The following is a 23427-nucleotide window of genomic DNA, read 5'->3' on the forward strand; positions in this document are numbered from 1 at the left end:
ATATGAGGGTTTCCCGCATTTTCATTGTATTGGCCCGAAGAAGATATCTTTGATATCACCACGTCACAATTGTCCTAGAATTTTTTCTCCAAGATCACACCAAATGTTCTGGGTTCTAGCAAACGGACATTCCGGTAACGACCAACCAGCGCATCCTCGATGATGATATTGGTGATATTGTCTTCATCACTGACGTTTTTGACGAAAGCCCGAATCGAGAAACCTTCTTCGCGATTATCCAGGCGAGCTTGCAAGTCAATCACGCCCCAAGCATCAATCCGGTCAGTTGGACTGTTGTACTCGCGGGCGAAATACTTGTCTTGCCAAACGGCATCTAAACGGAAAGTTGCAGTCCAATTGGTTGCAAACGCGGCAGTCGTATATTGACCGCCCACTTTGATCTTGGACTTTGGTGCGTGGGGCAGTTCATTTCCTGCCAGATTGACCGCCACGGTGGGTGTCGTTGCGGTCAGGCTTTGCGCCGGATTAGCGGCGTCTTCTGAGACGAAGTTGGCAATCTCAGTATTGAGATAAGAAAGGTTCATATCAAACAGCCAATTGCGGCTAGGTGCGTAGAGGAATTCGCCCTCTAGACCCCAGATATCGGCATCAGCATTACGCGTCACCACGCCGCCATTAATCCGCTGCCCAAGTTGAAGGCCGGTATATTCATAGATAAAGCCCGTTACATTCGCCTGTACGCGCCCGCCAACTAGAGTGTTTTTGGCACCAACTTCGTAGGCGATGACCTCTTCTGGACCATAAGTCGGCGCGGAGTTCGAGTTATTCAACCCGCCACCTTTGTAGCCCGTCGAATAAGAACCATAGATCAAAGTCTGGTCAGTGAAACTCAAGTCGGGTGTCCAATCGAGCGCCACTTTGCCAGTGGCCTTAGACCCCGAAAAGCTAGATGCAACCCAAGGACCAACCGGTGCCAAGACGATTGAGCGCGACTCGCCAGAGCGTTTCTCGTCTGTTTGGCGTGCGCCCAGTGTCAAACGCAAAGTATCGGAAATTTTGAAATACGCCTCTCCAAATACCGCGTCTGTGCTGTTTTTGCCATTGCGCGACAAAGCCGATACCCGCCAAGACTCCTCTGGTCGACCATTGGCTTTTTGGAAAAGCTCAATAGATGGGTGCCAAGTTTCAAAGCCGCCAGCGCTTTCACCATCGAGGGTAAACAGACCGATTAAGAAGTTGAAACGTCCCTCAAAGCTGCTTGCTAAACGGATTTCGCCTGTTTGGGTTTCCGTCTGCGACGTGAAGCTGTCAGTTGTGATCAATTGGTCTGTGGTGATTACCTGACCGCGTGCGGCGGTGTAAGTAATCGGTCGAGTGAAACGAAATGGCAGTTTCGCATTATCCCAGTCGGTATTTTGCTCAGTGCTGCCCTCAGACCAAGCGAAGATACCCGATAAAGTGAAGTCATCAAAATTGTGTTCTACATTCAATGTCGCGAAGGTTTGATCTAGCTTGTAACGAGGGTCGGTGTCGGCGTTTACGGCGCGCAAGTCCGATGGATTAGGCGCACCCGCATAAATATTGCCACCAGCCGGGAATGGCGTGAAAATGCGAGATAATGTCTGGAGAATCGTTGTGTTAGCGTCAGGTGAATCAAACCCTAGCTCGCGCGGATCACAACCCAAAACCGGATGGGCTTTGCATAGCCTTTTTCCTTCACGGGCGCGGCTGGAATCTTCTTCGTACTTACCGTAAACGAAGGTAATGTCAGTGTTCTCGCCTAAATCGAATGTTGTTGTCCATCGTAAAGCCCACTGATCGCGACCATCAATCCCGTTACCCGTCCCTTGGTTGTCCGTATAGCCCTCACGGCTCAATCCATAGCCCGACAAACGCGTTGCGATACGTTCGCCCAAGGGGATGTTGATTGCTCCACCCGCACGAATGCCGCCATAATTGCCGAGTTGCAAACTAGCTTCACCGCCCCATTCTGCCTTGGGCTTTTGCGTAATCACATTGATCGCACCGCCAGTTGTGTTTCGGCCATAAAGCGTCCCTTGTGGACCGCGCAGAACCTCTAAACGCGCGAGGTCAAAAAACTCATTTTGAGGCAAATAACCAATTGCTGCTCCATTAACGAAGGATTGCACACCTAGATCAGAAGAGCCTAGAGCATTGGTGCCTATGCCGCGCAAGGTGAACCGGTCATTGCCGGTCAAGACAGCATTGGGAATCGAGAACTGGATGTCCGTCGCATCTTCGATCTGAGCGCGCTCTAGTGTAGCGGCAGAGAAGACCGACAAGGCGATGGGCACATCTTGCGCGGCTTGCTCGCGCTTTTGGGCGACAACGATGATGGTCTCAATCGCCGGATTATCAGTTTGAGGCGCGCCCTGAGCCAAAGCAGGACCTGAGAAACCCAACGTCGCAATCAGTACCAACAAGGAAGGGCTTACAGCCCGTGCTTTTGCCTGTTTCATTTTTCCGCCCTTTTTTGCGCAACGCGCTTATAATAGATTTAGTCAATAAGGTAATCGCAAAAAAGAGGTGGCGTCAAGCGCTATTACGTAAATCGTCAACAAGAGGCTCTGTCCAATTGGACTGATGAGCGCGGGGGAAAGGAACAGGCCCTGTTCCTCTTCTTGAATGTAAGCAGATGCGACCTGAGGGACTTCCCATCCTGTCGCTCAATCAGCACATTGAGTCATTGATATAAACAATCCGATTGAACGGCTCAAAGCATGTAAAGTTTGGCCCGCAAGTAAGCGTCGTATAAGGGCGATGCTGTCTAGATGTCTGCTATGCGGGAGGCCAAACGAACTTCAGCATAACCAACTTTAGCGCATTTGAGACTGTCCGCATTTTGGCTGAACTTGGCCGAAAGGGGATGGTCGGGTTTGGGGGGGCGTGGGGGCGAAAGCGGACGTTTTGACGCGTTCCAAATTCACTGGATGAGTTTTGGCACGCTTGGCGCAGCGCTCAACAAATCAGAATAACTTGTCATAATCACAACCCCCACTTAAAATTTTCACGGCTAACTTTAGTTAATATTTCATCTGGACTTTTGGGTGGGCTATAGTCAAAAGGGCCGGATCTAATGTTCTCGATCCAAGGCAAGGTTTTCTTGATTTTACCCCGTGTTAGCCAGTCGTTCGTCGGTTCGGATTTGATCGACACGAGCGCGACACCTTTGCCAAAGACTTGGCTAAATGCATTTGGCCGAACTAGTTCAACCGTCATCCGATCATTCAGATCTCGAAATCTTACAAACATCGGCGCTTTTTCAAACGGCACGCTCCATGGCTGTTTTGGATTTGACTTGGACCTTCCAGCCTGAATGGCTCCTGGATAATACTCTGGATCGAACCCATCCTGCTCATTGCTCGAAAGCAGCATAAAAGCCCAACCCTTATCGCCAATCTTGATCGGGATAGCTTCCGCCTTGAGGTCACAGCCGCCAATCGACATTCCGCCCAATGCATTATTCGTCTCGGTACACGTCCATTGTTGGACCGCTGACCCGGTATAAATCGTGCCGTTATCCTCAACCGTAACCGTGACCTTGATCCGCTGGGTCATGGAAGGTGCACACGCCGCCAGCACGCATGACAGCATCAACGTAACCATCAAAGCCAGCCGTTTGGCAATTCTCGAAAGGGTCGACTCTGGTGCAAAGAAGCGGTCGCGCATTAGAATACCCCGCCCCAGCCATGTTCATTGGTACAGGCCAAATTAAATCCGCGATCACGCCCCTCACGCTTTGGATCGCGCACTATCTGGAATAACTCTTGCACCAAACCAGCCCCATCAAATCAGGTCGAGAGAACCACAACCTAAAAGATCGGTCAATGACAACTAGTCCTCGATTGATTAGACCAATAGATGATCTGATATCTATATTTGATGGATCTACAATTGGCTTGAAGCGGCACCAATGGCCGACTTCCGCAATGTCCGCTTCTGGGGTTCCGTGAATTGCCCGCTATTGACCTAGTTTGGCGCAAAGCAGACCCAAAGGCACAGATCTTCTCCGCCTCACCCCCGCACCCCACGCGCCACCTCATCAAGAAGCGCATCAAACAGCGCTTCAGCCTGATCATCGTCGTCCTGGCGTTCGAGAGGCCCTGCATAGGTGAATCAGACACGGACAAACGCGAGAAGGGTTTCGCGCTGGATAGCCAACTCCCGCCCCCGCGCCAGATCGCGCTGATCCAACTGATCAAGCCGCGCCTTGATCGTGTCGGCGATGGCGTCGGCGCGGTCATGGATGAGGACGCGCTTCAGAGCATCGTTGGCGGCGCGTGAGAGGGTTAGGCCGCGCAGCTTGGCTTCGTGATCAAGGGCGCGGGCTGTTGAGTCATCGAGGTGGAGGGTGAGTTGCTTGCGCGTGGTCATGGGTGTGCCCTCAGATCAGCCGTGCTTGGGAGGGTGACGTGCCACCGACCCGCTTCGCCAGCGCCCGCTTCAGGCGGGCAGTCCCAGAAGCGAGATCATCCTTGGTCACCAGCGGCTCGGACTTTGACGCTTTGGGTGGCGTGCCCTGGCTCGCAGTGACAGGGACAATCTCCTGTCGCTTTGTCACCTTTTGCTTGGGTATCTTCACCACTACCTGCTTGGGCAGACTTGCGCCCAGCGGATAGATGACCGCAGGCTCACTCCAAGGCTCCGGCCTTTGGACTGGCTCGGTCGGGGTATAAGAAGCCATTGCGAGCATGTCAGGCTCTGCAGGATGCAAGCGCACCGGCTGACGACCAGCCTCCGCGATCAGGATCTCACCACGACGAACATGCCTGACCCCTTCACTCGAGATCGCATAATTATCCACTACCTCGATAAAGGTCATGTAATCAGGCTCAGTCATGATGACGGTGTCGAAGATGGAGCACATGGGTTCTTTGCCCCCAAGCTTGAAGGCAGCACGTATGTCCCTGGGTGCTCTCGCGTGCACGAGGAAAGAGACCCCGCTGCGCTTGAGATCGGCGTGGACCGCCTTGATCATCCAAGCCAGATCATCTGGCATGTCGGGCTCTAGCGCGATCAACATAGAGCGATTGCCAGACGTCAGGGCATCGCGGAACAAGATACGAAGCTGTGTGATCGCATGCATCATGGGCAGGCTCACGGGATCGAAGTCATCTCGGGTGTTCTTAGGTCTCATTTCTATAGAGAGAGCCCGTGGCCCGTACTCACAGATGTTGGCCAATGTGGGCAGAGTTGCCCAGCCCAAATTGAAACTCCACCCCTTCTGAGTGGCCCACAAGCGCTCGGGGATGAGCGCCAGATCCTCAGCGACTTGCTCTTGAGACTGTGCCCAGAAGGCGAGCAAGGCTGTCACTTGATCATAGGCGGCAGGCTTCAAGATCTCTGTCCCAGCTAGCCAACCGTGGAGACGCGCATAGAGCTGATCGGAACTGGGTAGCTTTGCCATGACCCCGACAAAGGTCCGCTCATAGGGAGGAGCTGTCTCAAGCCCATGAACCAGAAGAGCGGTTGCTAAAAGTCGCTGGCGCTCTGTGAAGCCACACGGCGACAGCATCGCCCATACATCCCCCCATGCCAGAACACCGGTTCGGACCTGCCGCAATGGATCAAGCGGGAAATTGGCGATGGCGCCTTCAGCCACTCGTAAAACTTCACGGTCATCAATCAGGCCACCCAAGAGCCTTTCCTTACCAAAGCGCAGGATCGCGCCATCAAAGCTTTTAAGCGCTGCTTGGAGCACGCCTGTTGCCATCGGCCCCGAGCCCAGAACCAGAATGTCCGTAGACGGACCAAGCCTGACAAGGTCTGGCATCTTCTGCCAAGGCAAGCCCTTCGCATGGCCCTTGATCGGGATATCCTTACCAAGGGGTTCAATCGGCTAGATAAGGCCCTTGCAGCAGAGCTTGATGGACGGGGTAAGGAATTTGTTGGTGAGGTTGTCGGCTTTGAGAAGCGATCCACTGGAAACACTGTCCTGATCCTTGATACCGGCAACAAGACCAAAACCATGGTCAATACCAAGTCGCCCTTAGCGGATCATCTTCAGAAGGGGTCTTGGGTTCATGTCGATGAGACGGGCCATCTCTCGCGCCTCTCCTATCACCCACTCGAAGATCAGCTTGGGGCAACAGCCTTTACCGCCCTTGATCGGGAGCTGGACCGGATCGGGCGCGGGGAAGAGCGCTTCTTTACCGGCAATGCCCGCATCGATCAGGCCCTCGCCTCACGGGCGCAAGACCATGTCAGGGCAGGGCTTGGGGCTTGTGATCAAGACGGGGTCTTCTCGTTCCATGACGGGGCAAAGGATGCCCTTCAAGCAGCCGAGATTAATGCTTTCAGTGAGGCCTTCGCCGAACAAGGACGTGGCACCCTCACCGCTCCAAGTCACACAGTCTATGACGGCTGGCGGGTTGGCTCGTTTGAAGAACTACACGCTGGCCGCGTCGCACTCCTCGAACGTGCCTCTGGCATGGGCAATCATGTGGTGATGGTCCCAACACCCATCGAGAGCGCGATCAATATCGGCGACAATGTCAGCCTCAGCAGCCTCGGGCGCGGCGGTGCCGTGCAGGTCGTGCAGGACCTCAGCCTTGGGTATGGGTTGGGGCGGTAGGGGGTCTGCTTTGCGCCAGTGGTTGCCATTTGGGGCGGGTTGACCGTTGCTCGAAAGCGGACATTCCCACGCCTCGACGAAGCTTGTATTATGAGAGCAGTACTTATGGGCGGCCAGTCCAGAAATGCTGCTGAAAAAGTATCGCCTTCAGATAGGATCAGTCCTAATCTTAGTGGGGCTACTGATGCTGGCCTTTCTTTCATTTTGCCTTACCAACTACATTTTCCTCCTTTATCTTTCAATGGTCCCGTTCGGAGAACCCTTGGCGATGATCTGTTATTATGGAGTTGTGCCCATAATTCTGGTCGGGCTTTATCTTGTTTTCAGAAAGGCACCATAAGCGCCATGTTTAGGGGGCAGCCTGATCGACCTGCACCCCCATGAGCTGTGGTTCCGATCTTGGCTATTTCTACTTGGACAGCCTTTGCCGAAGGCTCTGCTTAGGCAAAGGCTTTGCTCGAGTTTGGGCGCGCAAGATAGGGCGTCAACAAGCGCGCCTTAGGCGCGTCGGCGGAGCCGATTTCACCTCTTGACTCCCCATCTTGCGCAATAAGAATTGTCGGATGGCTTCAAGGCACGCGGAGCGCATTGCTATAAGCAGTTTAGTTCGCCGACTGGCACTGCCGCTGTCAGGCGTGAGATGGTACCAATTTTCAGGCCACAGGGGCGTGTTGATTTTGAGACTACGTTCGGCGTAGCTGTGGTTACCAGGCCAGACCCGACAATGCCAGGCGGAATCCGTGTATTTACCGCCTTTCCAACAATTCCATTTTCACGGTGAAAGAGCCCATGACAAACCTTACTGTGCCAAATGCTTGGGTCTTCTTTATGCTTGGCTTTATGAACTACATCCCGGCCCATGGAAGTATCGGTGCGGCAATTTGCGCATTTAAGGAGTCACAAACATTAGAGGAAAAGGCTGAAGTAACAGTCTTTTTGAGACTTGCGGCGCAATCAGGCGACGACGCAATTAAAGCTGCATATGCAGAACTTGATCCCATCACTTACCAACATTTGCCGTATCTGGAACCTATAGCAGCAATGCATATTGGATTCTGGGAAGCTTGGCAGAAGTGCCCTTAGCAGACCGGACCTGAGCCCCGATTGGTCCGTCATTTGAAAGGAGAGCCCATCAAGTGGATGCTCTGCCACCTGAAACTTGGACCATTTGGAATTAGAGTTTTTTGCCGTAGTTTTCCTTCGCTCGACGAGGAGGTTTGGCATGAAAGCATCGAAGTTCACGGACGCGTAGACAGCGTTCGTCGTTCCCTCGTAATGAGAGGACGTTCCCTTTTAAATGTTAGCTTACCGGCCGTTCCAGTCCCAAACCCACCAGTCTCTTGTCGGCCAGTTATTGCCAAAATCGGACTGCGTTGGAATGGTCAACATTAGTCGTTTAGGCGCGTTCCTTGGAGCCACTTTGGCTCGCCGCTCGCCGCTCTCAAAAGCTGGCGCAAAACTTGCTCCTTGCTCAGTCCGAACACGGAGATGTCTGATGGGAAGACGGCTCAAGGCAGATGTGGATCAGCGCCAGCTTGGTTTGTTTGGCGAGAGTTTGGCGCTTGGCCAGAAGCCGAAGGTTGAGAAGACATTGCCTACTGGTCCCAGCCAATTCCGAGAGCCTGATGCTTTGCCCAACAATGTACCCTCGCGAGTCAAAGTCGAACCAGTCCCGCGCAAGAGCCTCAGCACTCTTCCGTCCGAAGTCGTGCGACCCGCAGAAGCAGCATTGGTTCTTTCAGTGTCATTGAGCTTGCTGAAGAAGTGGCGAGCCGAAGGTGCTGGGCCTCGCTTTGTTCGGCTTGGTGGACGGGCTATTGGCTATCGCCGGGCTGATTTGTCAGACTGGATTGCCGCCAGGGTCAGTTGATTTTTGCAGTGGCACCGAATTTTCTGCAGCCAATTGGGCTTTTGAGCGCTTATGCCCCACCCAAATTCCCCTATCACGCGCATTGTGGCGATGGGCCATGGCGGGTCATATTTGGCTAAGCTGGTGCGTGCTGGAACCCTTCGAAACAGATCGATCCATCTGTGGATATCAGGTGGATAAGTCCTCGTTTTGGGGCTTCCCGATTTTGGTGAACATGCTGGATTAGTGTGGTTTTTATGAGTTCTCTTGGTCTTGCGAGATCGCAGTTCTGCGATACTTGTCGAGCCTGAGAGAGGATGAAACTCATGAATACCGATACACTTCTAACCGTCGAAGATGCCGCCGCCCATTTGAAGATTTCCAAGCACACGCTAAACCGTTGGCGTGTAACAGGGGAAGGCCCTCCATTTATCAAATACGGCCCCCGGCTTGTCCGTTACCTTGTCACGGCGCTTGATGCTTGGGCGTTGGATCGCTTGTATGCCAACACCAGCCAATATGGGCGGTAATCTCTTGCACTACCGAGCTTCGCTAAGTGCCAGAGGGCTTGGGCGCGTCAAGGTAACCTTCTTGAAGGGGGCTTCGCCCACCTTGACCCGCCCTTCGCGCTCTGGTGCACCATTAGGTGTCGGGACGCGGGGCGCGTCCCGTCATCACTCTTCGACCTTGCCTCTGGCAGGTCGAACACGGGGCTGGTGGCCACAGATTAAGGCAACTATCGACTTTATCGGCAAAATGTGAGATTTGCCGATAATGACTGCTATAGCTACATTTCCGATTGCTCTGCAGACGCTCTACGCAGAGCTGCTAGACCAATTGCGACTGGCAGAAGTCGGCGATCTACCCGCTGGCACAAGTTTTCGAAAACAGACCCTTTCAAATCGTGAATACTGGTACGCACAACCACCTACTACGCCAACGGGGCGACCAAAAGAGATTTATCTAGGGCCAGATAGTCCAAAGCTGGCAGACTTAATCGCCCAAACCAAAGCAGCAGGCGTTGCCCGCAAGGCCAGACGCTCAATTGTTCGTTCTTTGCTTTCGGCTGGCTACTTTGCGCCTGATGCGCTCACAGGCGATTTGGCCGATGCATTGGCAAAAGCTGGACTATTCCGCCTGCGTGGCGTCCTTATCGGCACATCAGCATTTCAAGCCTATGGGCCTTTGTTAGGCGTGCGTTTGCCCGGTTCAGCCGTCAGGACTGCCGATCTAGACCTCGCCCAGGACTATGGTGTGTCCCTGGCATTAGGTGACACCATCGACCCGCTTTTGCTGGAAGCTTTGCAAAGCGTGGATCCAAGTTTCCGTGCCATACCCGACACCTTCAACCCCGCCCTACCGCTTGCTTATGTCAACGCCGACCAATTTCGCGTAGATGTTCTGACAACCAATCGCGGCGCGCCATCTCGGGGTGGGAGTGCTTTGCCCAGCCTCGGGACAGGGGCAGTCGCGTTGCGCTTCTTAGACTTCCTATTACGTGATCCGATCGAGGCAGCGCTGTTGCACCGTTCAGGTGTTTTGGTGTCAGTCCCCAACCCCGCCCGTTATGCAGTCCATAAACTGATAGTCGCAATCGACCGAAAAGGCCCCGGTGCAATTAAAGCTGCAAAGGACATCACCCAAGCAGAGCTTCTAATCCAAGCCCTCACCCAAGCCCGGCGACAACACGAATTGCTTGAGGTGTGGGAGGAAGCTTTGGACAGTGGCGAAGGTTGGAGAACACGCCTACATCAAGGGCACGCACGATTGAACGACCAAGCCCAAGCACTATTGCCAATGTAGCCGGCAAGGCAAGATTTTGTTGCAATTTTGCTTGGCAGGTGATTGCCAGTTCAGACAGGCTCAGATGTTGTTCAACTAGTCCGCAAACTCAAAAGCCAATGGATGGTCTGGCACACCAGTTATCGGCCGGGTTTGGCCGAAAGGAGATGGTCTGCTTTGGAGGGCGAAGGGGCGAAAGCGGACCTTCAGAGGCGGTCCAAAGCGAATTTGTCTGTCGTCAGTGGCATTGGCAAAGGCACCGGGCGCGGTTGTTGCATGGGCCGCTTGACGCTCTCTTTACACTCCCGGTCATAGTGAACGCATCACCTTGGCCCGAACGTTTACACACCAATGGGGCGGCTTGACCGATGCCCTAGGCGGGGGGATGCCCTACAAAAAAACACAGAGCATCCCAAAGCACTCAAGGAACAGGAGCTGGCACTCCTTTTATCTTGCCATCACGTATCGAGGCTTACCATATCCCACGCGTCTTCGCTGAACATCCATTCAAGGGCACGCCTGCGCTCAATAACCACATAGGGCTTCAGATCGGGAGGGAACTGGTCGCCCTTGATCAAGGCTTCGCGGATGATCCAATGAAGGCAATAGGACAAATCGCAGGCCGCAATGATTTGGTCACTAGCGCGCAGTTCCGCTTGGCCCATCGTCCGCGTAACACTCTCCCCCGTTTTCAGGTTTGGAAGAAGGGTCACAAAGCCTGAGTTGCAATCACGCCAAAAGTCGATCTCAGGCACGATATTAACCGCCCATGCTAGCGCCCACATTCCTTCAATTTGGACTTTAAATGCATCGCGGTCGCCCTTTCCATGCTCCAAAAAGCAGCGCTCAGGCTGGGTAAGTTCTTCATCTAATTGCTCTTGATGAAGCCAAGAAATCGCTTTGGTTGAGTCAAGGCCGTACGACGTGGCGGCAACCGCATTGAGGCAAAAAAGTCGATTTAAAATTTCCCTGAATGAACGCAGATTTGCCACGTCGAGGGCCGGAAGGCCGTCGGGAACAAATAGGCCATGCGCAGTTAAAACGCTGCGCGAGCTATCGCGGATATCGTCAATTACCATAGAAGTTTCTGAACCCTCCGATGCCCTCTGGATGCAGCACTGGCAGTAGCCTTGGATAAGTATGCTCCGTCTTGCACAGCAGCTGCGCTAGCCCCCGTGGTCTCTGCAGGATGGTGCCATACAGGATAGCAATGCACTCCGCGCGATAAGGTACATTCCAACAATGGAATGCACCATGGTCAAGCAACCTCATAGATCGTCGATACTGGGCCGTAGTCAAATCACTTGGAACGGTTCAAGGCCGCACTCCGCTTGCCTTGAAGCCGCACGACGATTGTCTCTGCGCAAGATATGACGTCAAGGGGTGCAATCGGCTTCGCCGACGCGCCGCAGGCGCGCCCCTTGACGCCAGATCTTGCGCGCCCAAACTCAACCTAAGCCTTTGCCCAGGCAGAGCCTGCGGCAAAGGCTGTCCCAAGAGAAAAAACCAAAACCAAACCTATCGGGAACGAAAAAGGTGCATGCCTTGCAGAACCCACCCCCAAGCGCGACGCAAAATGGGAAAGCCCAATCGGCTATTTCGCGGCGGATTGGGTGGCCGTCATGGCGGTGCAGACTTTGCGCATGGTCTCGACGCTGTTGGCGTTGAGGGTCCGGCCTTCGATGCCGGAATAAGCGGCGGTGTCTTGGCAGGAATCGGCAAAGCCGTTCCAGCGGGCGGTGAGGTCGGCGCGATAGGCGTCGCAATGGGCGCGCATGGCGCGGTTCCGCAGGGCGACTTTGTCGGCGGCTTCGCCAACCAAAAGGTCGAGGTGAATGCCGTCAAACTTAGCGTCTGCTGCCTGCAAGCAGCTGGTATAAACGGCTTGCCGCTCTGGCGTGATGGCGTGATCGCCCGAGGTCTTTACCCCGGCAACAGCAAATCCTGCTGCCAAAGTAACGGCGACGAGTGCTGTGGCGACGATGACTTGTTTGCGCATTTTCTTCACTCCAAATCAGGGCCCGAGACACCGCCAACGGCATATGTGTCTGTTTGGGACAAGCCTATCTGGAGAAGCGATTCCCGTGCCACGCGAGTCTTTGGGACCTTGCGCGACCGCTGATGGTGTCAGGCTTCGACCCCCCAAATAAGCTAGGGCGCAAGAGAGGGCACGTGTTACAAGAGGCCCACAAATGCCATGCAGAAATCGGTTGCATAGGCGCTAAATTGCTTTCACCTTTCGAAAGGCCACGTCAAAGGCCAGATGGAGAGGATAGCCATGGTTGAGGGTCCAAACCGAAGACAGGCCTTGAGCTGGATGGCTAAAGGCGTTGCCGGTGGATTGGCCGGAACTGGCGCGCTGGCGCTGTCGGCTTGTGGGCCAAAGAAGCCGACTTTGCGCCCCAATCTGATAATTTGGCATGGCTTTCGCGGGGCCGAGAAAGCTTCACTTGAAAAGCTGGCGGCGATTTATTCCAGCCGACTAAAACCCGGCCAACGCCCGGTCCGCGCCGTGGCCATCCCCAGTGATGCGATGGCGGATAAGATTTCAGCCTCGGTTCCACGCGGCAAAGGGCCAGACTTGTTTATCTTTGGCCATGATCGGCTGGGCGGCTGGGCCGAGGTGGGCGATACGATCACACCGCTAGACTTCTTTCTGGATGAGGCAACCAAAGCTGCCTTTCTGCCCAATATGTTTGAGGCGGTGACCTATAAGGATGCGGTCTGGGCCCTGCCCTTCAATTATAAATCTGCTGCTTTGCTCTATAATAAGAAGCTGGTCGCCAAACCGCCTGAGACCATTGAAGAGATGCAGGACTTGGCGATCAAACTTACCGACCAAGCCCGCGGGCGATTTGGTCTTGCCTATGCCTATGACGACTTCTTCTTCCATGCGGCCCTGATGAATGGCTATGGCGGAGGGGTGTTTGATGCCAATGGCACGCTGATGCTGGATGATCCCCGCAATATTGCAGCCTCGGATCTGGTTCAGCATTGGCGGCGCGATTTGGGTATTTTGCCCGATGACCCGACCTCGTCACTCGTCGCTTCGCTATTCAATTCAGGCCGAGCCGCTATGATCTTTAATGGCCCATGGTTTCTGGGCGAAATCGCGCCAGAGATTGAGTATGGCGCAGCCGTTTTGCCAAGGATTACGGCCGCGAATAATCGGCCAATGGCCCCCTATATGGCCGTGGAAGCCATCTTTATGAGTGCGGGCACCCATGACCCAGCCGAAGCTTGGGCGTTTGCAAAATTCCTAACCAGTGTTGAGGCGGCAAAAGTCATGGCCGTTGAAGGCGGGGAATTGCCGACGCTGCGCGCGGTCTATGACGTGCCCGAGGTCGCCCAAAACCCGATTGCGCAGGCCTATAAGGCACAAGCCCTGTCGGCCATCGCCATGCCCAATTTGCCAGAAATGACGATGGTCTGGTCGCCAGCTGACAAGGCGATGAAGCGGGTCACCAAGCTGGAGACGACTTCTGAAGCGGCGTGGCAGGATTGCCAACGTGAAGTGCAAGCCGCCATCCTGGCCCTGCGTGACGGCAAAGCGAGCTGACGGCCCTACTTCTTAAACCCGGCAATGAGATCGACAAGCGGCTGTTGGCTGACTTTGATCGTGCCTGTTGCCGGGCGGTCGAGGTCAAAGATGGTGACGAGCGACAAGGTCAGCAGCAAAAACAACAAGCCATTGCCAATCCGCTGCACCAGACTGGGCATGGCTTGCGAATAGCCCAAAACAAAGGCTGCGATAAATGCATAGCCGACCAGCATCGCCACCACACTGGTGGGCACTTTGGCGAGATTAATGGCTTCGCGCGCGCTTCCCACATCAATCACCTCGTTCACGCTGGCCATGACGGCAGGACCCATTGGGGCAGAGGCGACGCTTTGGGTAGCCGCAATTCCAAGGCCTGCCAGAGCCGCGCGTTGGCGTTCGGATTCTGCGGCCAAGGGTGGCTTGTCATGAAAGGCAGCCTGCCCATAGGCCAATCGGGTTTTGGCATAAGCCTCTAACTGATCGCGCAATTGGCTCTGCATGGGTTCGGCGGCAAAGGCGGTGCGAATATGGGCGGTGCCAATCGCATTGGCTTCTTGCACCACCAAGTCACGACGCGATTCATAGCGGTCCAACGCCATGCCGAAGGTGAACGCAATCAAGAGGCCCAAAAGCGCAAAGACACTAGAGAGCAGATAATCAATGCCATCTGCCGCAGCGTCCGCCCCTGCCCCAGCACGACGGCGTAGAAATTGGCGCAAGGCACGACCCAGAACTTCAAAAACAACCAGACTGACCAGCAAGATCACGCCTAACAGCCACAAAGGCTGATTTGCCACCAAAGAGTCCAGCATGTGTTGTCGTCTCCGCCCCGCGCGCTTTGGCTGCTACCAAGGGGTGAGTATCGGTTATAGTTTAGAATGCGGTCAAGCCATGTTCGGGCGGCAAAGCCCGTGCCGAGACGTGCTGTGAAAACTCTCGCTGCAATGGTTGTCGAATGCCAGTGGTCACTTTAGCGTGATCAGACGGTTGCGCAGATAACCCGTCAAATCTGGGGGAAGAGACATGGACACGCTGCAAGCATCTATGGCGAGCTTGGACTGGATCATTGTCATCGGCTATATGGTGGGCATTATCCTGTTGGGACTGATCGCCTCGCGCGGGCAGACAGATGCCAAGGATTATTTTCTCGCTTCCCGCTCTGCAACCTGGCCAACCATTGGCCTTGCGCTCATTGGCTCTAATATTTCGGCCACCACACTGATCGGTCTGGCCGGGGCGGCCTATACGATTGGCATTTCGGTGTTCAATTACGAGTGGATGGCTACGGTAATTCTGGCCATCTATTGCGTTTTTGTGTTGCCGGCGGTGCTGCGCAGCCAAGTCTATACGATGCCAGAATTTCTAGAACGGCGTTACTCTAGCTCGATCCGGCTCTATTTCTCCGGCCTAACCATCTTTCTCAACATCGTTGTGGATACCGCGGCGACCCTATTTGGTGGCGCCATCCTGTTTAAACTCTTATTCCCCAGTCTCGCCTTGTGGGAGATTGCGGCCATTTTAGCGGTTACGGCAGGGCTTTATACCGCGCTTGGCGGGCTACGCGCCGTGATGGTGACCGAAGTTGTTCAGACGATCCTGCTGCTCGGGGCTTCTGTCTTCATCGCCTATTTTTCCTTTGAGAAAGCAGGCGGCTGGCATGCGGTGATGACCCAAGTGGACCCAGAAAAGCTCAGCCTGATCCGCCCCAATGATGATCAAGGTGTGCCGTGGTTCGGGCTGATAACGGGCGTGCCGCTGTTGGGCTTTTATTTCTGGTGTACCAACCAATTCATGGCCCAGCGGGTGATGAGCGCCAAAACCCTCGACCATGGGCGGTGGGGCAGTTTGTTTGCCGGGGTCTTGAAGCTGCCAATCCTGTTCTTGATGGTTCTACCCGGTACCGCCGCAATCTTGATCTATCCCGACCTGTCCAAGGGCGACATGGTCTATCCAACCCTGATCTTTGATCTCTTGCCGGTTGGGATTGTTGGGATTGTGATTGCGGGCTTTTTAGCGGCGATCATGTCGTCCATTGCCTCGACCTTCAACTCCGCCTCCACCCTTGTGACGATGGATTTTGCCCGCAAGATCGCACCGGATTTAAGCCAAACGGCACTGGTGCGCATTGGACGTATCACGACTTTGGTGTTGATGGTGTTGGCGATTGCTTGGATCCCCGTCATCGAAAAACACGCAGACTCGCTGTGGCAATATATCCAAGCGGTGCTGGCCTATGCTGTGCCCCCCATCGTGGCCTTGTTTGTGTTGGGCCTGTTTTGGAAGCGCGCCAATGCGACCGGGGCCCGCATCGGCCTGACCTTGGGCACGTTGTGCGGCATTTATCTCTTCATCGTGATTGCCCTTCTGGGCACGCTGAAGATGCACTTCTTGATTGCGGCTGTGGTCATCTTTGCAGTCGCCTTGGTCGCAACCGTGTTAGGCTCGCTGCTGGCCCCCGCGCCAGAGCTTGCCCAGATTGAAACCCTGATGTGGCGCAAGGCCGATTATGACGCCGAGACCGAGCATTTGCGCACCCGTCCGCTCTGGCAGAATTACCGCCTGCAAGCTGCCGTCTTGATTGGGATTACCGCCGTCTTGGTCTGGATTTGGCGCTAGTGGATCGTCGGGGCGTCACGGCCGAGGCGACCTTCTAGCACGTCTTCCAAAACCGACCGCAGGCCGCGCCAAGCATCGGCCACCACGGGGGAGCCTTCGCTTTCTAGTTCGTGGATGGTGCGGTCGGCCACGCCCAAGGCCTCTGGTCCATGGGCATCTACAAGCGCCCAAGCAATACGGGTCAGACTATCGACGGGAAGTAGTTCGAGACGCATATGAGACCATCCTGTTCGATGGTCTCATTTCAAGAAGCGTGCCAGCCAAATGCTTGATAAATTCAGCTATTTTGAAGCCAACTTGTCATGTGGCTAGGCAATTCGTGCCGCTTGCGCGGCACGAATGGTCAAACAGAGGGTCTTATAGGGCGCCTTCGGCGGCGCGCTTTTGCAGCATGCGGTCAAACATCGACCACACGCCATCATCGCCATGCCAATCACCCTTAGTCGCGCCTTTGGAATATTCCGTGGCACGGGCTTCAAAGAAGTTTGCATGCTCCACCCCGTTCAACATGGGGCTGAGCCAGGGCAGCGGATGCTCAGTCACGCCATAGACGGTTGGCAGCTCAAGCTGGGTCAAGCGCCAATCGGCGATATAGCGGATGTAGGATTTGATATCTTCGGGCACCATGCCTTGAACGGGGCCCATTTCGAACGCCAGATCGATGAATTTGTCTTCCAGCTTTACCACCGTCTTGCAGCAATCGACGATATCGTCCTTCACCGAAGCAGACAGCTTTCCGGTCTCGCGGGCATAGGTGTGGAACAATTTCACCATGCCTTCGCAATGCAGGCTTTCATCGCGGACCGACCAAGACACGATCTGACCCATGCCCTTCATCTTATTGAAGCGGGGGAAGTTCATCAGCATGGCGAAGGAAGCAAACAGCTGCAGGCCTTCGGTAAAGCCGCCAAACATGGCCAAGGTACGCAGCACGTCTTCTTCGGTATCGACGCCGAAGTCCTGCATATAGGTGTGCTTGTCGCGCATGGCTTCATATTCCATGAAGGCCGAGAATTCTGAATCGGGCATGCCGATGGTTTCAAGCAGCAGCGCATAAGCGGCGATATGCACGGTCTCGATGTTCGAGAAGGCCGACAACATCATCTTCACTTCAGTCGGCTTAAAGACGCGGGCGTAGCGCTCCATATAATTGTCGTTCACCTCGACATCGGACTGGGTGAAGAAGCGGAAAATCTGGGTCAGAAGGTTGCGCTCATTATCGTTCAGACGGGTTGCCCAGTCTTTGCAATCTTCGCCCAGCGGCACTTCTTCTGGCAACCAGTGAACTTGCTGCTGGCGCTTCCAGAATTCATAGGCCCATGGATACCGAAATGGCTTGTAACTATGAGATGGTGTGACCAACCCGACGCCCGTACCATTATCACCAAATGCCATTGATCGCCCCTATATCGTGTGTGTTTCGTGCTGTGCGCCCCTATATATAGATCGGGGCTTGGTTAAGACCAGCTTAACAACATCGCGCGAACACGAAACAATGATTCCCCGTTTCTGGCGACTTGTTCACAGACTTTTCTGCAAAATCACGACATCCAAATAGCGGCCAAACTTATGGCCGACATCGCGCAGCACGCCGACATCGCTAAAGCCCATGGCCCGATGCAGACCAATCGAGGCTAAATTGCCACTATCGCCAATTACCGCCAGCATTTGGGTATAGCCAGACCGGGTGCATTGGGCGATCAATTCGGCCAAAAGCGCGCGACCGACGCCATGGCCGATGGCTTCTGGTGCCAAATAGATGGAATCCTCCACCGTACAATCATAGGCCGGCCGCTCGCGAAATGCCCCGGCATAGGCATAGCCGATGATCGTGCCTGCTTCGCTGCAGGCCACCAGCCAAGGGCTGCCGCGCTTTAAGATTTTGTCCATGCGCGCCTGGATTTCTGCCAAGTCAGGCGGGTCCAGCTCAAAGGTGCCGGTGCCTGTTTTGACATGGTGGGCATAGATTGCTTGAATAGAGGCTGCATCCTCTAACGTGGCAGGTCGAATTGAATAGCGCATCGCAAGAGACTGCCACAAGCAAGACCGAAGGCGCAACCAAGCAGCGGCGCGGCAAAGTCATTTTGATGACCTTGCTTGCGATTTTGGCGTGGATTGTCTTGAATTTAGGCCTCGTCGTGGCTGCTTGGATGCGGTCCTATTATGCACCGATAGAGCCTGTGCCGCGTGCGGCTTCGCTTGATCTGCGCACCGATACATCTGTGCCCGGTCGCGTCATCACCATTATTGCCACCAAGCCCACCCCGTCTAAGGGCGATTTTATCGGCCATTTATGGCTGGAGTGGCCTGAAACGCCGCCTTTGGCAAAGCCCGGCACGCGCGAGGGCGGCTATTATGCACAAGACCAGATCCAAGCGATCAAGGCGATGGCCGCGGCACTGATCCTGCCTTGGGGCGCGGTGACGGGTCAGGACTTTGTGCCGGGCCTGATGAAGGTGGATGATGGCTGGTGGCGGCATTTGCAAGTTCATGTCCGCGTCGATGAAGCCCGCTATCAGGCAGCCCTGGCTGTGGATCGGCGCTGGCGCGCTGAAAACCGCTATCGCCTGCGGCCCAGCCTGATCGGCCCCGACAAAGGCAAGACCTTTGGCTGTCAGGACTATGTGTTTGATGTGGCCGCAGCCCTAGGCCTTGATACCGCCAACCGCAGCTGGACCGAATTCCCAATGGGCTCTTTCTTGCGCTTTGCGCGGATCAATAAGATTGCGATAGGCCCACAAGCAAACGGGCCCGCCCGATAAGGACAGACCCGCTTTTAAGACTCTCAGTGTAAAGCGCTTATTGGCAGGCCAAACACTCATCATAATTGGTGGGCGCGCTGCTTTCCATGTCGACCACGTCTTCGCCCTTATTGGCTGAACCCGCGATTTGGGCGCGCTGGATGGACTTAGAGCGGCAGTAATACAGGCTCTTAATGCCCTTTTCCCAAGCCGACCAATGCAGCATGTGCAGGTCCCACTTATCCACATCGCCTGGAATAAAGACGTTGAGGCTTTGGCCTTGGCAGATATAGGGCGTGCGGTCTGCTGCCAGTTCAATCACCCAGCGCTGGTCCAATTCAAAGGCGGTCTTGTACACCGACTTCTCCAAGTCCGTCAGGCAATCAAGGTGCTGGACCGAACCTTCATTCTCAAGAATCGAGGTCCAAGTCGCATCATTATTGCGGCCCTTGGTCTCCAACAGTTTTTCCAGATACGGGTTCTTCACCGAGAAGGAGCCCGACAAGGTCTTGTGGGTGTAGATATTGGCGGGGATAGGCTCAATGCCCGCACTGGTGCCGCCGCAAATGATCGAGATCGAAGCCGTTGGCGCAATCGCCAGCTTGTGGGTGAAGCGGGCCATCACGCCTTGTTCGGCGGCGTCTGGGCAGGGCCCACGCTCTTGCGCCAATTTGACCGAAGCCGCATCGGCTGCTTGGCGGACTTGTTTGAAGATCCGCATATTCCAGCTTTTTGCCATGGCGCTTTCGAAGGGAACACCTTGGGCTTGCAAGAAGGAGTGCAAGCCCATGATGCCCAAACCGACCGACCGCTCGCGGAAGGCCGAATAGGTTGCGCGCTCCATCTCGTCGGGTGCGCGCTGGATGAAGTCTTCCAACACATTGTCGAGGAAACGGAAGATGTCCTCGATGAAGTTTGGATCGTCCTTCCACTCCATATAGGTTTCCGCATTGAGCGAAGAGAGGCAGCACACGGCCGTGCGGTCTTTGCCCAAATGGTCCTTGCCCGTGTGCAACATGATCTCGCTGCACAGATTGGACTGGCGAACCTTGAAGCCCAACTTGCGCTGGTGCGCTGGCATGGCTTTGTTGACGGTGTCGACAAACAGCAAATAGGGCTCGCCGGTTTGCAGGCGCAGGTCCAAGATTTTCTGCCAGATTTTGCGCGCCTTAACAGTGCGCACCACTTCCTGGGTCTTGGGGCTGATCAGACTGAAATCGCCATCATTGCGCACTGCTTCCATGAAGTCATCGGTGATGTTGATGCCATGGTGCAGGTTCAAGCTCTTGCGGTTGAAGTCACCGGAAGGTTTGCGAATTTCGAGGAATTCTTCGATCTCTGGGTGATGCACATCGAGATAGACGGCAGCCGAGCCGCGGCGCAGCGAGCCTTGAGAGATCGCCAGCGTCAAGGAATCCATCACGCGAATGAAGGGGATGATGCCGCTGGTGTGACCATTGGCCCCGATCTTTTCCCCGATAGAGCGCACGCCACCCCAATAGGTGCCAATGCCACCGCCATTAGAGGCGAGCCAGACGTTTTCGTTCCAGGATTGCACGATGCCATCCAGGCTATCGTCCACCGAATTCAAGAAGCAGGAGATGGGCAGGCCGCGCTCTGCCCCGCCGTTCGACAAGACAGGCGTTGCGGGCATGAACCACAATTTTGAGATATAATCATAGAGGCGCTGGGCGTGGGCAATATCGTCGGCATAAGCGGTGGCGACGCGGGCAAACATGTCCTGATAGCTTTCGCCCTGCAGCAAATAGCGATCTTCCAGCGTGGTTTTGCCGAAATCGGTCAAGAGGGCATCGCGCGACCGATCTACTTTGACGCTTTCAACGATCCGCAGCTGAACGGCCTTAGGCTTACCCCGATGGACGGCACGGCGCGCAAGTGCCGGTGCTGCGCTGGCGACAGCTTCAATGGCATTAGCGGTAGCTGCATCATTCCCGTTCATTCTTCCTGCTCCCAAATCGTTACCGGCCCGTCAGCCGTTCAGAACACCCGATTCCCCAACCTTTGAACAGCCCCTAATGTGGCGGTGCACACAAGTTCGTTCGCGCGACTCACATGTTTGCGCAGATTGAGATGATTCGGCATTCTGCCTAGAATTTGCGCCCGCCCCCAGAGCAAGACACCATATATAGTGGATGTGGCTTGGCAGAACGGTCAATGGGGTTTTTCACGCAAAATGTATTTTTCAGTTAATGACTGATTAACGCGCACAAGCAGCCGCTAGGGATTCTTCATGAAGATGAAGAGAAATCCCGCGATTCTAGTCGCTTTATTGGGGTAATGGTGGGCCCTAGGGCCGGGTCACATTTGGAAAGGCATCCACAATTGGTTGCAGCCACGCATCCAACGTATCCCAGCCTGATTCGTCCGTCATCAAACCAAGGCGGACAATCACCAGATCCTTGGAGGGAATCACCCCGATCCATTGTCCTTGGAAGCCGTGCGCTTCAAACGAATCATAGGGGCCGTTCTTCAGCGTGCCCTGCTTGTTTGGCAGGCTCAGCCACCAATGCGCGCCATAGCTGGTGGCCCCTTCTGCCGTGGTGGGCGTGCGCAGGAAGTCAACATAGCCCTCGGGCAGGATGCGCTTGCCGTCCCAAACCCCGTCGCGCAAATGAAGGAGGCCGAAGCGGGCCCAATCTTGCGCGGTCGCATGCACGAGGGAAGAGGCGTAAAAATTGCCCGCCAAATCAAATTCGGCTGCCACATTATTCATGCCGATGGGGCGGAACAGCCGATCATACATGAAATTGCGATAGCCCTCTGCACCCGTCGGGTCTTTGAGACTGCGGGGCGACACCGCACGGGCGACAGCGGCCGAGATCAAATTGGTGGTGCCAGAAGAATAGCGCCACTTCTCGCCGGGCTTAAACTCCGTCGGACGATCGGCGACATAGGCCACGATGTTTTCCCGCCCCGGGCCAAACAACATCTTGGCGGCATCATTGGAAACAGGGTCTGAATAGCCATCTTCCCGCCAGCGCAGGCCATCACTCATATGCAGCGCCTGACGAATGGTGATGTTGCGGCGAGGGTCGCCATCATCCCACAGCGGGTCGTTCAAGGGCTGGTCCAGTTTCAGCTTGCCATCCAGCATCGCAATACCGACAAGGCTGGAGGTTACGCTTTTGGCCATCGACCACGATATGAGCTTCGATTTCTCGTCAAAGCCGGTTGAATAACGTTCGGCAACGATCCGGCCACCTTGAACGATGATCACGGCGCGGGTCTGCCCCATGGGAGAGCTTGAGTCGTTAAAGGCCTTATCAAACTGGGTCTTGATCACCTGGGCAGCGGCTTCGGGCGCTTCCCCTCGTGGCCAAGTCTCGGTCGGGAAAGGCACACCCTTGGGCTGGGGCGGCAGAGGCACCAATGGGGCCTTGGCATAGGCTGCCATTTGCGCCTTTTGACTGTCTTGCGCGACCACAAATGTACCCACGCCGGTCGCAATTGCTGCGCAAGCAGCAAGGCAAAGCCAGATTGGGCGGGAAAGTGTGGGGAAATTTCTGCTTGGACGCATGGCGCGGCGCATCATTAGCCTCTAGATGAACAGGACAGACCGGATTAGGCTGGTCTCTAACGACTCTCTTTATAAGGTTCTATGGCCAGTGCGCAAACTGCCTTCTTTTTCCACGATCGTTGGCATCGTCCTTGTTGCCATATTCATCATCGTGCTGGCGGTTGGCTACCAAGCGCGCAAATATGGCGAGATTGGTGCAGGCTTTATCGCGCGCCAAATGTGTAGCTGCCTCTACGTGCAAAACAGAGACGAGAAGGCTTGCCGCGCCGAAATCGGGCCTCAGATCGAGGGTGCCCAGATCGTTTATATGGACGAGCGGGTGATCGTGAATTTCTCGGGCCTCAACCAAGCCGAAGCGCGCCTAAAGCCCGGTTATGGCTGTAATGTGCAGACCTTTGTTGGCACCATGCCTGCCCCCGTCTTGAAAGAACCCGTGAACGACTAGGGCACCAGCCCCACGATGATTGAAGGAGCTTAGGATGATCGTAACAACAACTGATTCCGTAGAGGGCCGCAAAGTGACCCATTATCTGGGCGTGGTCGCGGGCGAAGCGGTTATCGGGGCCAATGTTTTCCGCGATCTATTTGCTGGCATTCGCGACGTCATTGGCGGGCGCAGTGGCGCCTATGAAAAAACCCTGCGCGAAGCACGCCAAGTGGCGATTGATGAGCTGATGATCGAAGCCAAAGCCCTTGGCGCAGATGCCGTAATTGGCGTGTCCATCGATTTTGAAGGCGGCGTCCACCAAGGTACGATGATGATGGTGGCCGCCAGCGGCACCGCCGTGCGCCTTGGATAGAAGG

At 55.0% G+C, this 23427-nt stretch carries 22 protein-coding genes; 10 read left to right on the forward strand and 12 right to left on the reverse strand.

Annotated features, from left to right (window positions below; all coding sequences use genetic code 11):
- Nucleotides 1-74: 74 nt before the first annotated feature.
- From IOB61_RS04990 to IOB61_RS05005, 4 genes are all read right to left on the reverse strand, one after another.
- Nucleotides 75-2441: a TonB-dependent receptor gene (locus IOB61_RS04990; protein ID WP_290813079.1), complete on the reverse strand. Its 2367-nt coding sequence runs from the start codon at nt 2439-2441 to the stop codon at nt 75-77.
- Nucleotides 2442-2967: 526 nt separating this feature from the next.
- Entirely contained in the window at nt 2968-3651 is a 684-nt protein-coding gene (locus IOB61_RS04995) for a hypothetical protein (protein WP_290813081.1), read from the reverse strand.
- A gap of 447 nt (nt 3652-4098) precedes the next feature.
- Complete coding sequence (locus IOB61_RS05000) at nt 4099-4356, reverse strand: hypothetical protein (protein ID WP_290813084.1); 258 nt, start codon at nt 4354-4356, stop codon at nt 4099-4101.
- Between the two features lie 10 nt (nt 4357-4366).
- On the reverse strand, nt 4367-5755 hold the full coding sequence (locus IOB61_RS05005) for a hypothetical protein (RefSeq protein ID WP_290813086.1): 1389 nt from the start codon (nt 5753-5755) through the stop codon (nt 4367-4369).
- A gap of 24 nt (nt 5756-5779) precedes the next feature.
- Here IOB61_RS05005 and IOB61_RS05010 point away from each other — a divergent pair, with 24 nt between their 5' ends.
- The 5 genes from IOB61_RS05010 (at nt 5780) to IOB61_RS05030 (ending at nt 10208) form a co-directional block, all read left to right on the forward strand.
- Nucleotides 5780-6556: a DUF3363 domain-containing protein gene (locus IOB61_RS05010; protein WP_290813088.1), complete on the forward strand. Its 777-nt coding sequence runs from the start codon at nt 5780-5782 to the stop codon at nt 6554-6556.
- 789 nt (nt 6557-7345) lie between these two features.
- Nucleotides 7346-7639 carry a hypothetical protein gene (locus IOB61_RS05015; protein ID WP_290813090.1) on the forward strand — a complete coding sequence of 98 codons (294 nt, stop codon included), beginning with the start codon at nt 7346-7348 and terminating at the stop codon, nt 7637-7639.
- 412 nt (nt 7640-8051) lie between these two features.
- Nucleotides 8052-8426 carry an AlpA family transcriptional regulator gene (locus IOB61_RS05020; RefSeq protein ID WP_290813092.1) on the forward strand — a complete coding sequence of 125 codons (375 nt, stop codon included), beginning with the start codon at nt 8052-8054 and terminating at the stop codon, nt 8424-8426.
- A gap of 305 nt (nt 8427-8731) precedes the next feature.
- Nucleotides 8732-8935 carry a helix-turn-helix domain-containing protein gene (locus tag IOB61_RS05025; protein ID WP_290813094.1) on the forward strand — a complete coding sequence of 68 codons (204 nt, stop codon included), beginning with the start codon at nt 8732-8734 and terminating at the stop codon, nt 8933-8935.
- Nucleotides 8936-9179: 244 nt separating this feature from the next.
- On the forward strand, nt 9180-10208 hold the full coding sequence (locus IOB61_RS05030; protein WP_290813096.1) for a GSU2403 family nucleotidyltransferase fold protein: 1029 nt from the start codon (nt 9180-9182) through the stop codon (nt 10206-10208).
- Between the two features lie 437 nt (nt 10209-10645).
- Here IOB61_RS05030 and IOB61_RS05035 read toward each other — a convergent pair whose 3' ends face one another.
- Together IOB61_RS05035 and IOB61_RS05040 are read right to left on the reverse strand one after the other, a co-directional pair.
- Nucleotides 10646-11266 carry a DUF4272 domain-containing protein gene (locus tag IOB61_RS05035; RefSeq protein WP_290813099.1) on the reverse strand — a complete coding sequence of 207 codons (621 nt, stop codon included), beginning with the start codon at nt 11264-11266 and terminating at the stop codon, nt 10646-10648.
- Between the two features lie 515 nt (nt 11267-11781).
- Nucleotides 11782-12186, reverse strand: coding sequence for a hypothetical protein (locus IOB61_RS05040; protein WP_290813101.1), 405 nt, complete (start codon nt 12184-12186; stop codon nt 11782-11784).
- 279 nt (nt 12187-12465) lie between these two features.
- Here IOB61_RS05040 and IOB61_RS05045 point away from each other — a divergent pair, with 279 nt between their 5' ends.
- Nucleotides 12466-13746 (forward strand): extracellular solute-binding protein, encoded by a 1281-nt coding sequence (locus IOB61_RS05045; RefSeq protein WP_290813103.1) that lies wholly within the window; start codon nt 12466-12468, stop codon nt 13744-13746.
- Nucleotides 13747-13751: 5 nt separating this feature from the next.
- Here IOB61_RS05045 and IOB61_RS05050 read toward each other — a convergent pair whose 3' ends face one another.
- Complete coding sequence (locus IOB61_RS05050) at nt 13752-14540, reverse strand: hypothetical protein (protein WP_290813105.1); 789 nt, start codon at nt 14538-14540, stop codon at nt 13752-13754.
- Between the two features lie 211 nt (nt 14541-14751).
- On the opposite strand from IOB61_RS05050, the gene IOB61_RS05055 reads away from it, so the two are divergent.
- On the forward strand, nt 14752-16344 hold the full coding sequence (locus IOB61_RS05055; protein ID WP_290813108.1) for a sodium:solute symporter: 1593 nt from the start codon (nt 14752-14754) through the stop codon (nt 16342-16344).
- On the opposite strand, the gene IOB61_RS05060 is transcribed toward IOB61_RS05055, so the two are convergent.
- From IOB61_RS05060 to IOB61_RS05070, 3 genes are all read right to left on the reverse strand, one after another.
- A complete protein-coding gene (locus IOB61_RS05060; protein WP_290813110.1) occupies nt 16341-16559 on the reverse strand; it encodes a hypothetical protein in 219 nt (72 codons plus the stop codon). The two genes, IOB61_RS05055 and IOB61_RS05060, sit on opposite strands and share 4 nt — an antisense overlap.
- A gap of 142 nt (nt 16560-16701) precedes the next feature.
- Nucleotides 16702-17739, reverse strand: coding sequence for a ribonucleotide-diphosphate reductase subunit beta (locus tag IOB61_RS05065; protein ID WP_290813112.1), 1038 nt, complete (start codon nt 17737-17739; stop codon nt 16702-16704).
- Nucleotides 17740-17865: 126 nt separating this feature from the next.
- Nucleotides 17866-18366 (reverse strand): GNAT family N-acetyltransferase, encoded by a 501-nt coding sequence (locus tag IOB61_RS05070; RefSeq protein ID WP_290813114.1) that lies wholly within the window; start codon nt 18364-18366, stop codon nt 17866-17868.
- Between IOB61_RS05070 and IOB61_RS05075 the strand changes: the two genes are divergently transcribed.
- Nucleotides 18354-19106 (forward strand): hypothetical protein, encoded by a 753-nt coding sequence (locus IOB61_RS05075; RefSeq protein WP_290813116.1) that lies wholly within the window; start codon nt 18354-18356, stop codon nt 19104-19106. The two genes, IOB61_RS05070 and IOB61_RS05075, sit on opposite strands and share 13 nt — an antisense overlap.
- Before the next feature lie 37 nt (nt 19107-19143).
- Here the strand turns inward: IOB61_RS05075 and IOB61_RS05080 are convergent, their stop codons facing one another.
- Entirely contained in the window at nt 19144-21045 is a 1902-nt protein-coding gene (locus tag IOB61_RS05080; protein WP_290813118.1) for a ribonucleoside-diphosphate reductase subunit alpha, read from the reverse strand.
- A gap of 348 nt (nt 21046-21393) precedes the next feature.
- Nucleotides 21394-22623, reverse strand: a complete 1230-nt coding sequence (locus IOB61_RS05085) for a serine hydrolase (RefSeq protein ID WP_290813121.1) — start codon at nt 22621-22623, stop codon at nt 21394-21396.
- Between the two features lie 88 nt (nt 22624-22711).
- On the opposite strand from IOB61_RS05085, the gene IOB61_RS05090 reads away from it, so the two are divergent.
- Together IOB61_RS05090 and IOB61_RS05095 are read left to right on the forward strand one after the other, a co-directional pair.
- Nucleotides 22712-23068, forward strand: coding sequence for a hypothetical protein (locus IOB61_RS05090; RefSeq protein ID WP_085338321.1), 357 nt, complete (start codon nt 22712-22714; stop codon nt 23066-23068).
- 34 nt (nt 23069-23102) lie between these two features.
- Nucleotides 23103-23423: a heavy metal-binding domain-containing protein gene (locus tag IOB61_RS05095; protein ID WP_085338322.1), complete on the forward strand. Its 321-nt coding sequence runs from the start codon at nt 23103-23105 to the stop codon at nt 23421-23423.
- The last annotated feature ends 4 nt before the right edge of the window (nt 23424-23427 follow it).

Origin of the sequence: Aquidulcibacter sp., assembly GCF_020253525.1 — a bacterium.
GTDB lineage: Bacteria > Pseudomonadota > Alphaproteobacteria > Caulobacterales > Aquidulcibacteraceae > Aquidulcibacter.

Coding starts and splice junctions, on each gene's coding strand:
- IOB61_RS05085 (WP_290813121.1), bottom strand. CDS start 22,623: ATGCGTCCAAGCAGAAATTTCCCCACACTTTCCCGCCCAATCTGGCTT.
- IOB61_RS05000 (WP_290813084.1), bottom strand. CDS start 4,356: ATGACCACGCGCAAGCAACTCACCCTCCACCTCGATGACTCAACAGCC.
- IOB61_RS05020 (WP_290813092.1), top strand. CDS start 8,052: ATGGGAAGACGGCTCAAGGCAGATGTGGATCAGCGCCAGCTTGGTTTG.
- IOB61_RS05045 (WP_290813103.1), top strand. CDS start 12,466: ATGGTTGAGGGTCCAAACCGAAGACAGGCCTTGAGCTGGATGGCTAAA.
- IOB61_RS05040 (WP_290813101.1), bottom strand. CDS start 12,186: ATGCGCAAACAAGTCATCGTCGCCACAGCACTCGTCGCCGTTACTTTG.
- IOB61_RS04995 (WP_290813081.1), bottom strand. CDS start 3,651: ATGCGCGACCGCTTCTTTGCACCAGAGTCGACCCTTTCGAGAATTGCC.
- IOB61_RS05080 (WP_290813118.1), bottom strand. CDS start 21,045: ATGAACGGGAATGATGCAGCTACCGCTAATGCCATTGAAGCTGTCGCC.
- IOB61_RS05070 (WP_290813114.1), bottom strand. CDS start 18,366: ATGCGCTATTCAATTCGACCTGCCACGTTAGAGGATGCAGCCTCTATT.
- IOB61_RS05005 (WP_290813086.1), bottom strand. CDS start 5,755: ATGCCAGACCTTGTCAGGCTTGGTCCGTCTACGGACATTCTGGTTCTG.
- IOB61_RS05010 (WP_290813088.1), top strand. CDS start 5,780: ATGGCCCTTGATCGGGATATCCTTACCAAGGGGTTCAATCGGCTAGAT.
- IOB61_RS04990 (WP_290813079.1), bottom strand. CDS start 2,441: ATGAAACAGGCAAAAGCACGGGCTGTAAGCCCTTCCTTGTTGGTACTG.
- IOB61_RS05030 (WP_290813096.1), top strand. CDS start 9,180: ATGACTGCTATAGCTACATTTCCGATTGCTCTGCAGACGCTCTACGCA.
- IOB61_RS05095 (WP_085338322.1), top strand. CDS start 23,103: ATGATCGTAACAACAACTGATTCCGTAGAGGGCCGCAAAGTGACCCAT.
- IOB61_RS05065 (WP_290813112.1), bottom strand. CDS start 17,739: ATGGCATTTGGTGATAATGGTACGGGCGTCGGGTTGGTCACACCATCT.
- IOB61_RS05050 (WP_290813105.1), bottom strand. CDS start 14,540: ATGCTGGACTCTTTGGTGGCAAATCAGCCTTTGTGGCTGTTAGGCGTG.
- IOB61_RS05015 (WP_290813090.1), top strand. CDS start 7,346: ATGACAAACCTTACTGTGCCAAATGCTTGGGTCTTCTTTATGCTTGGC.
- IOB61_RS05035 (WP_290813099.1), bottom strand. CDS start 11,266: ATGGTAATTGACGATATCCGCGATAGCTCGCGCAGCGTTTTAACTGCG.
- IOB61_RS05025 (WP_290813094.1), top strand. CDS start 8,732: ATGAATACCGATACACTTCTAACCGTCGAAGATGCCGCCGCCCATTTG.
- IOB61_RS05055 (WP_290813108.1), top strand. CDS start 14,752: ATGGACACGCTGCAAGCATCTATGGCGAGCTTGGACTGGATCATTGTC.
- IOB61_RS05060 (WP_290813110.1), bottom strand. CDS start 16,559: ATGCGTCTCGAACTACTTCCCGTCGATAGTCTGACCCGTATTGCTTGG.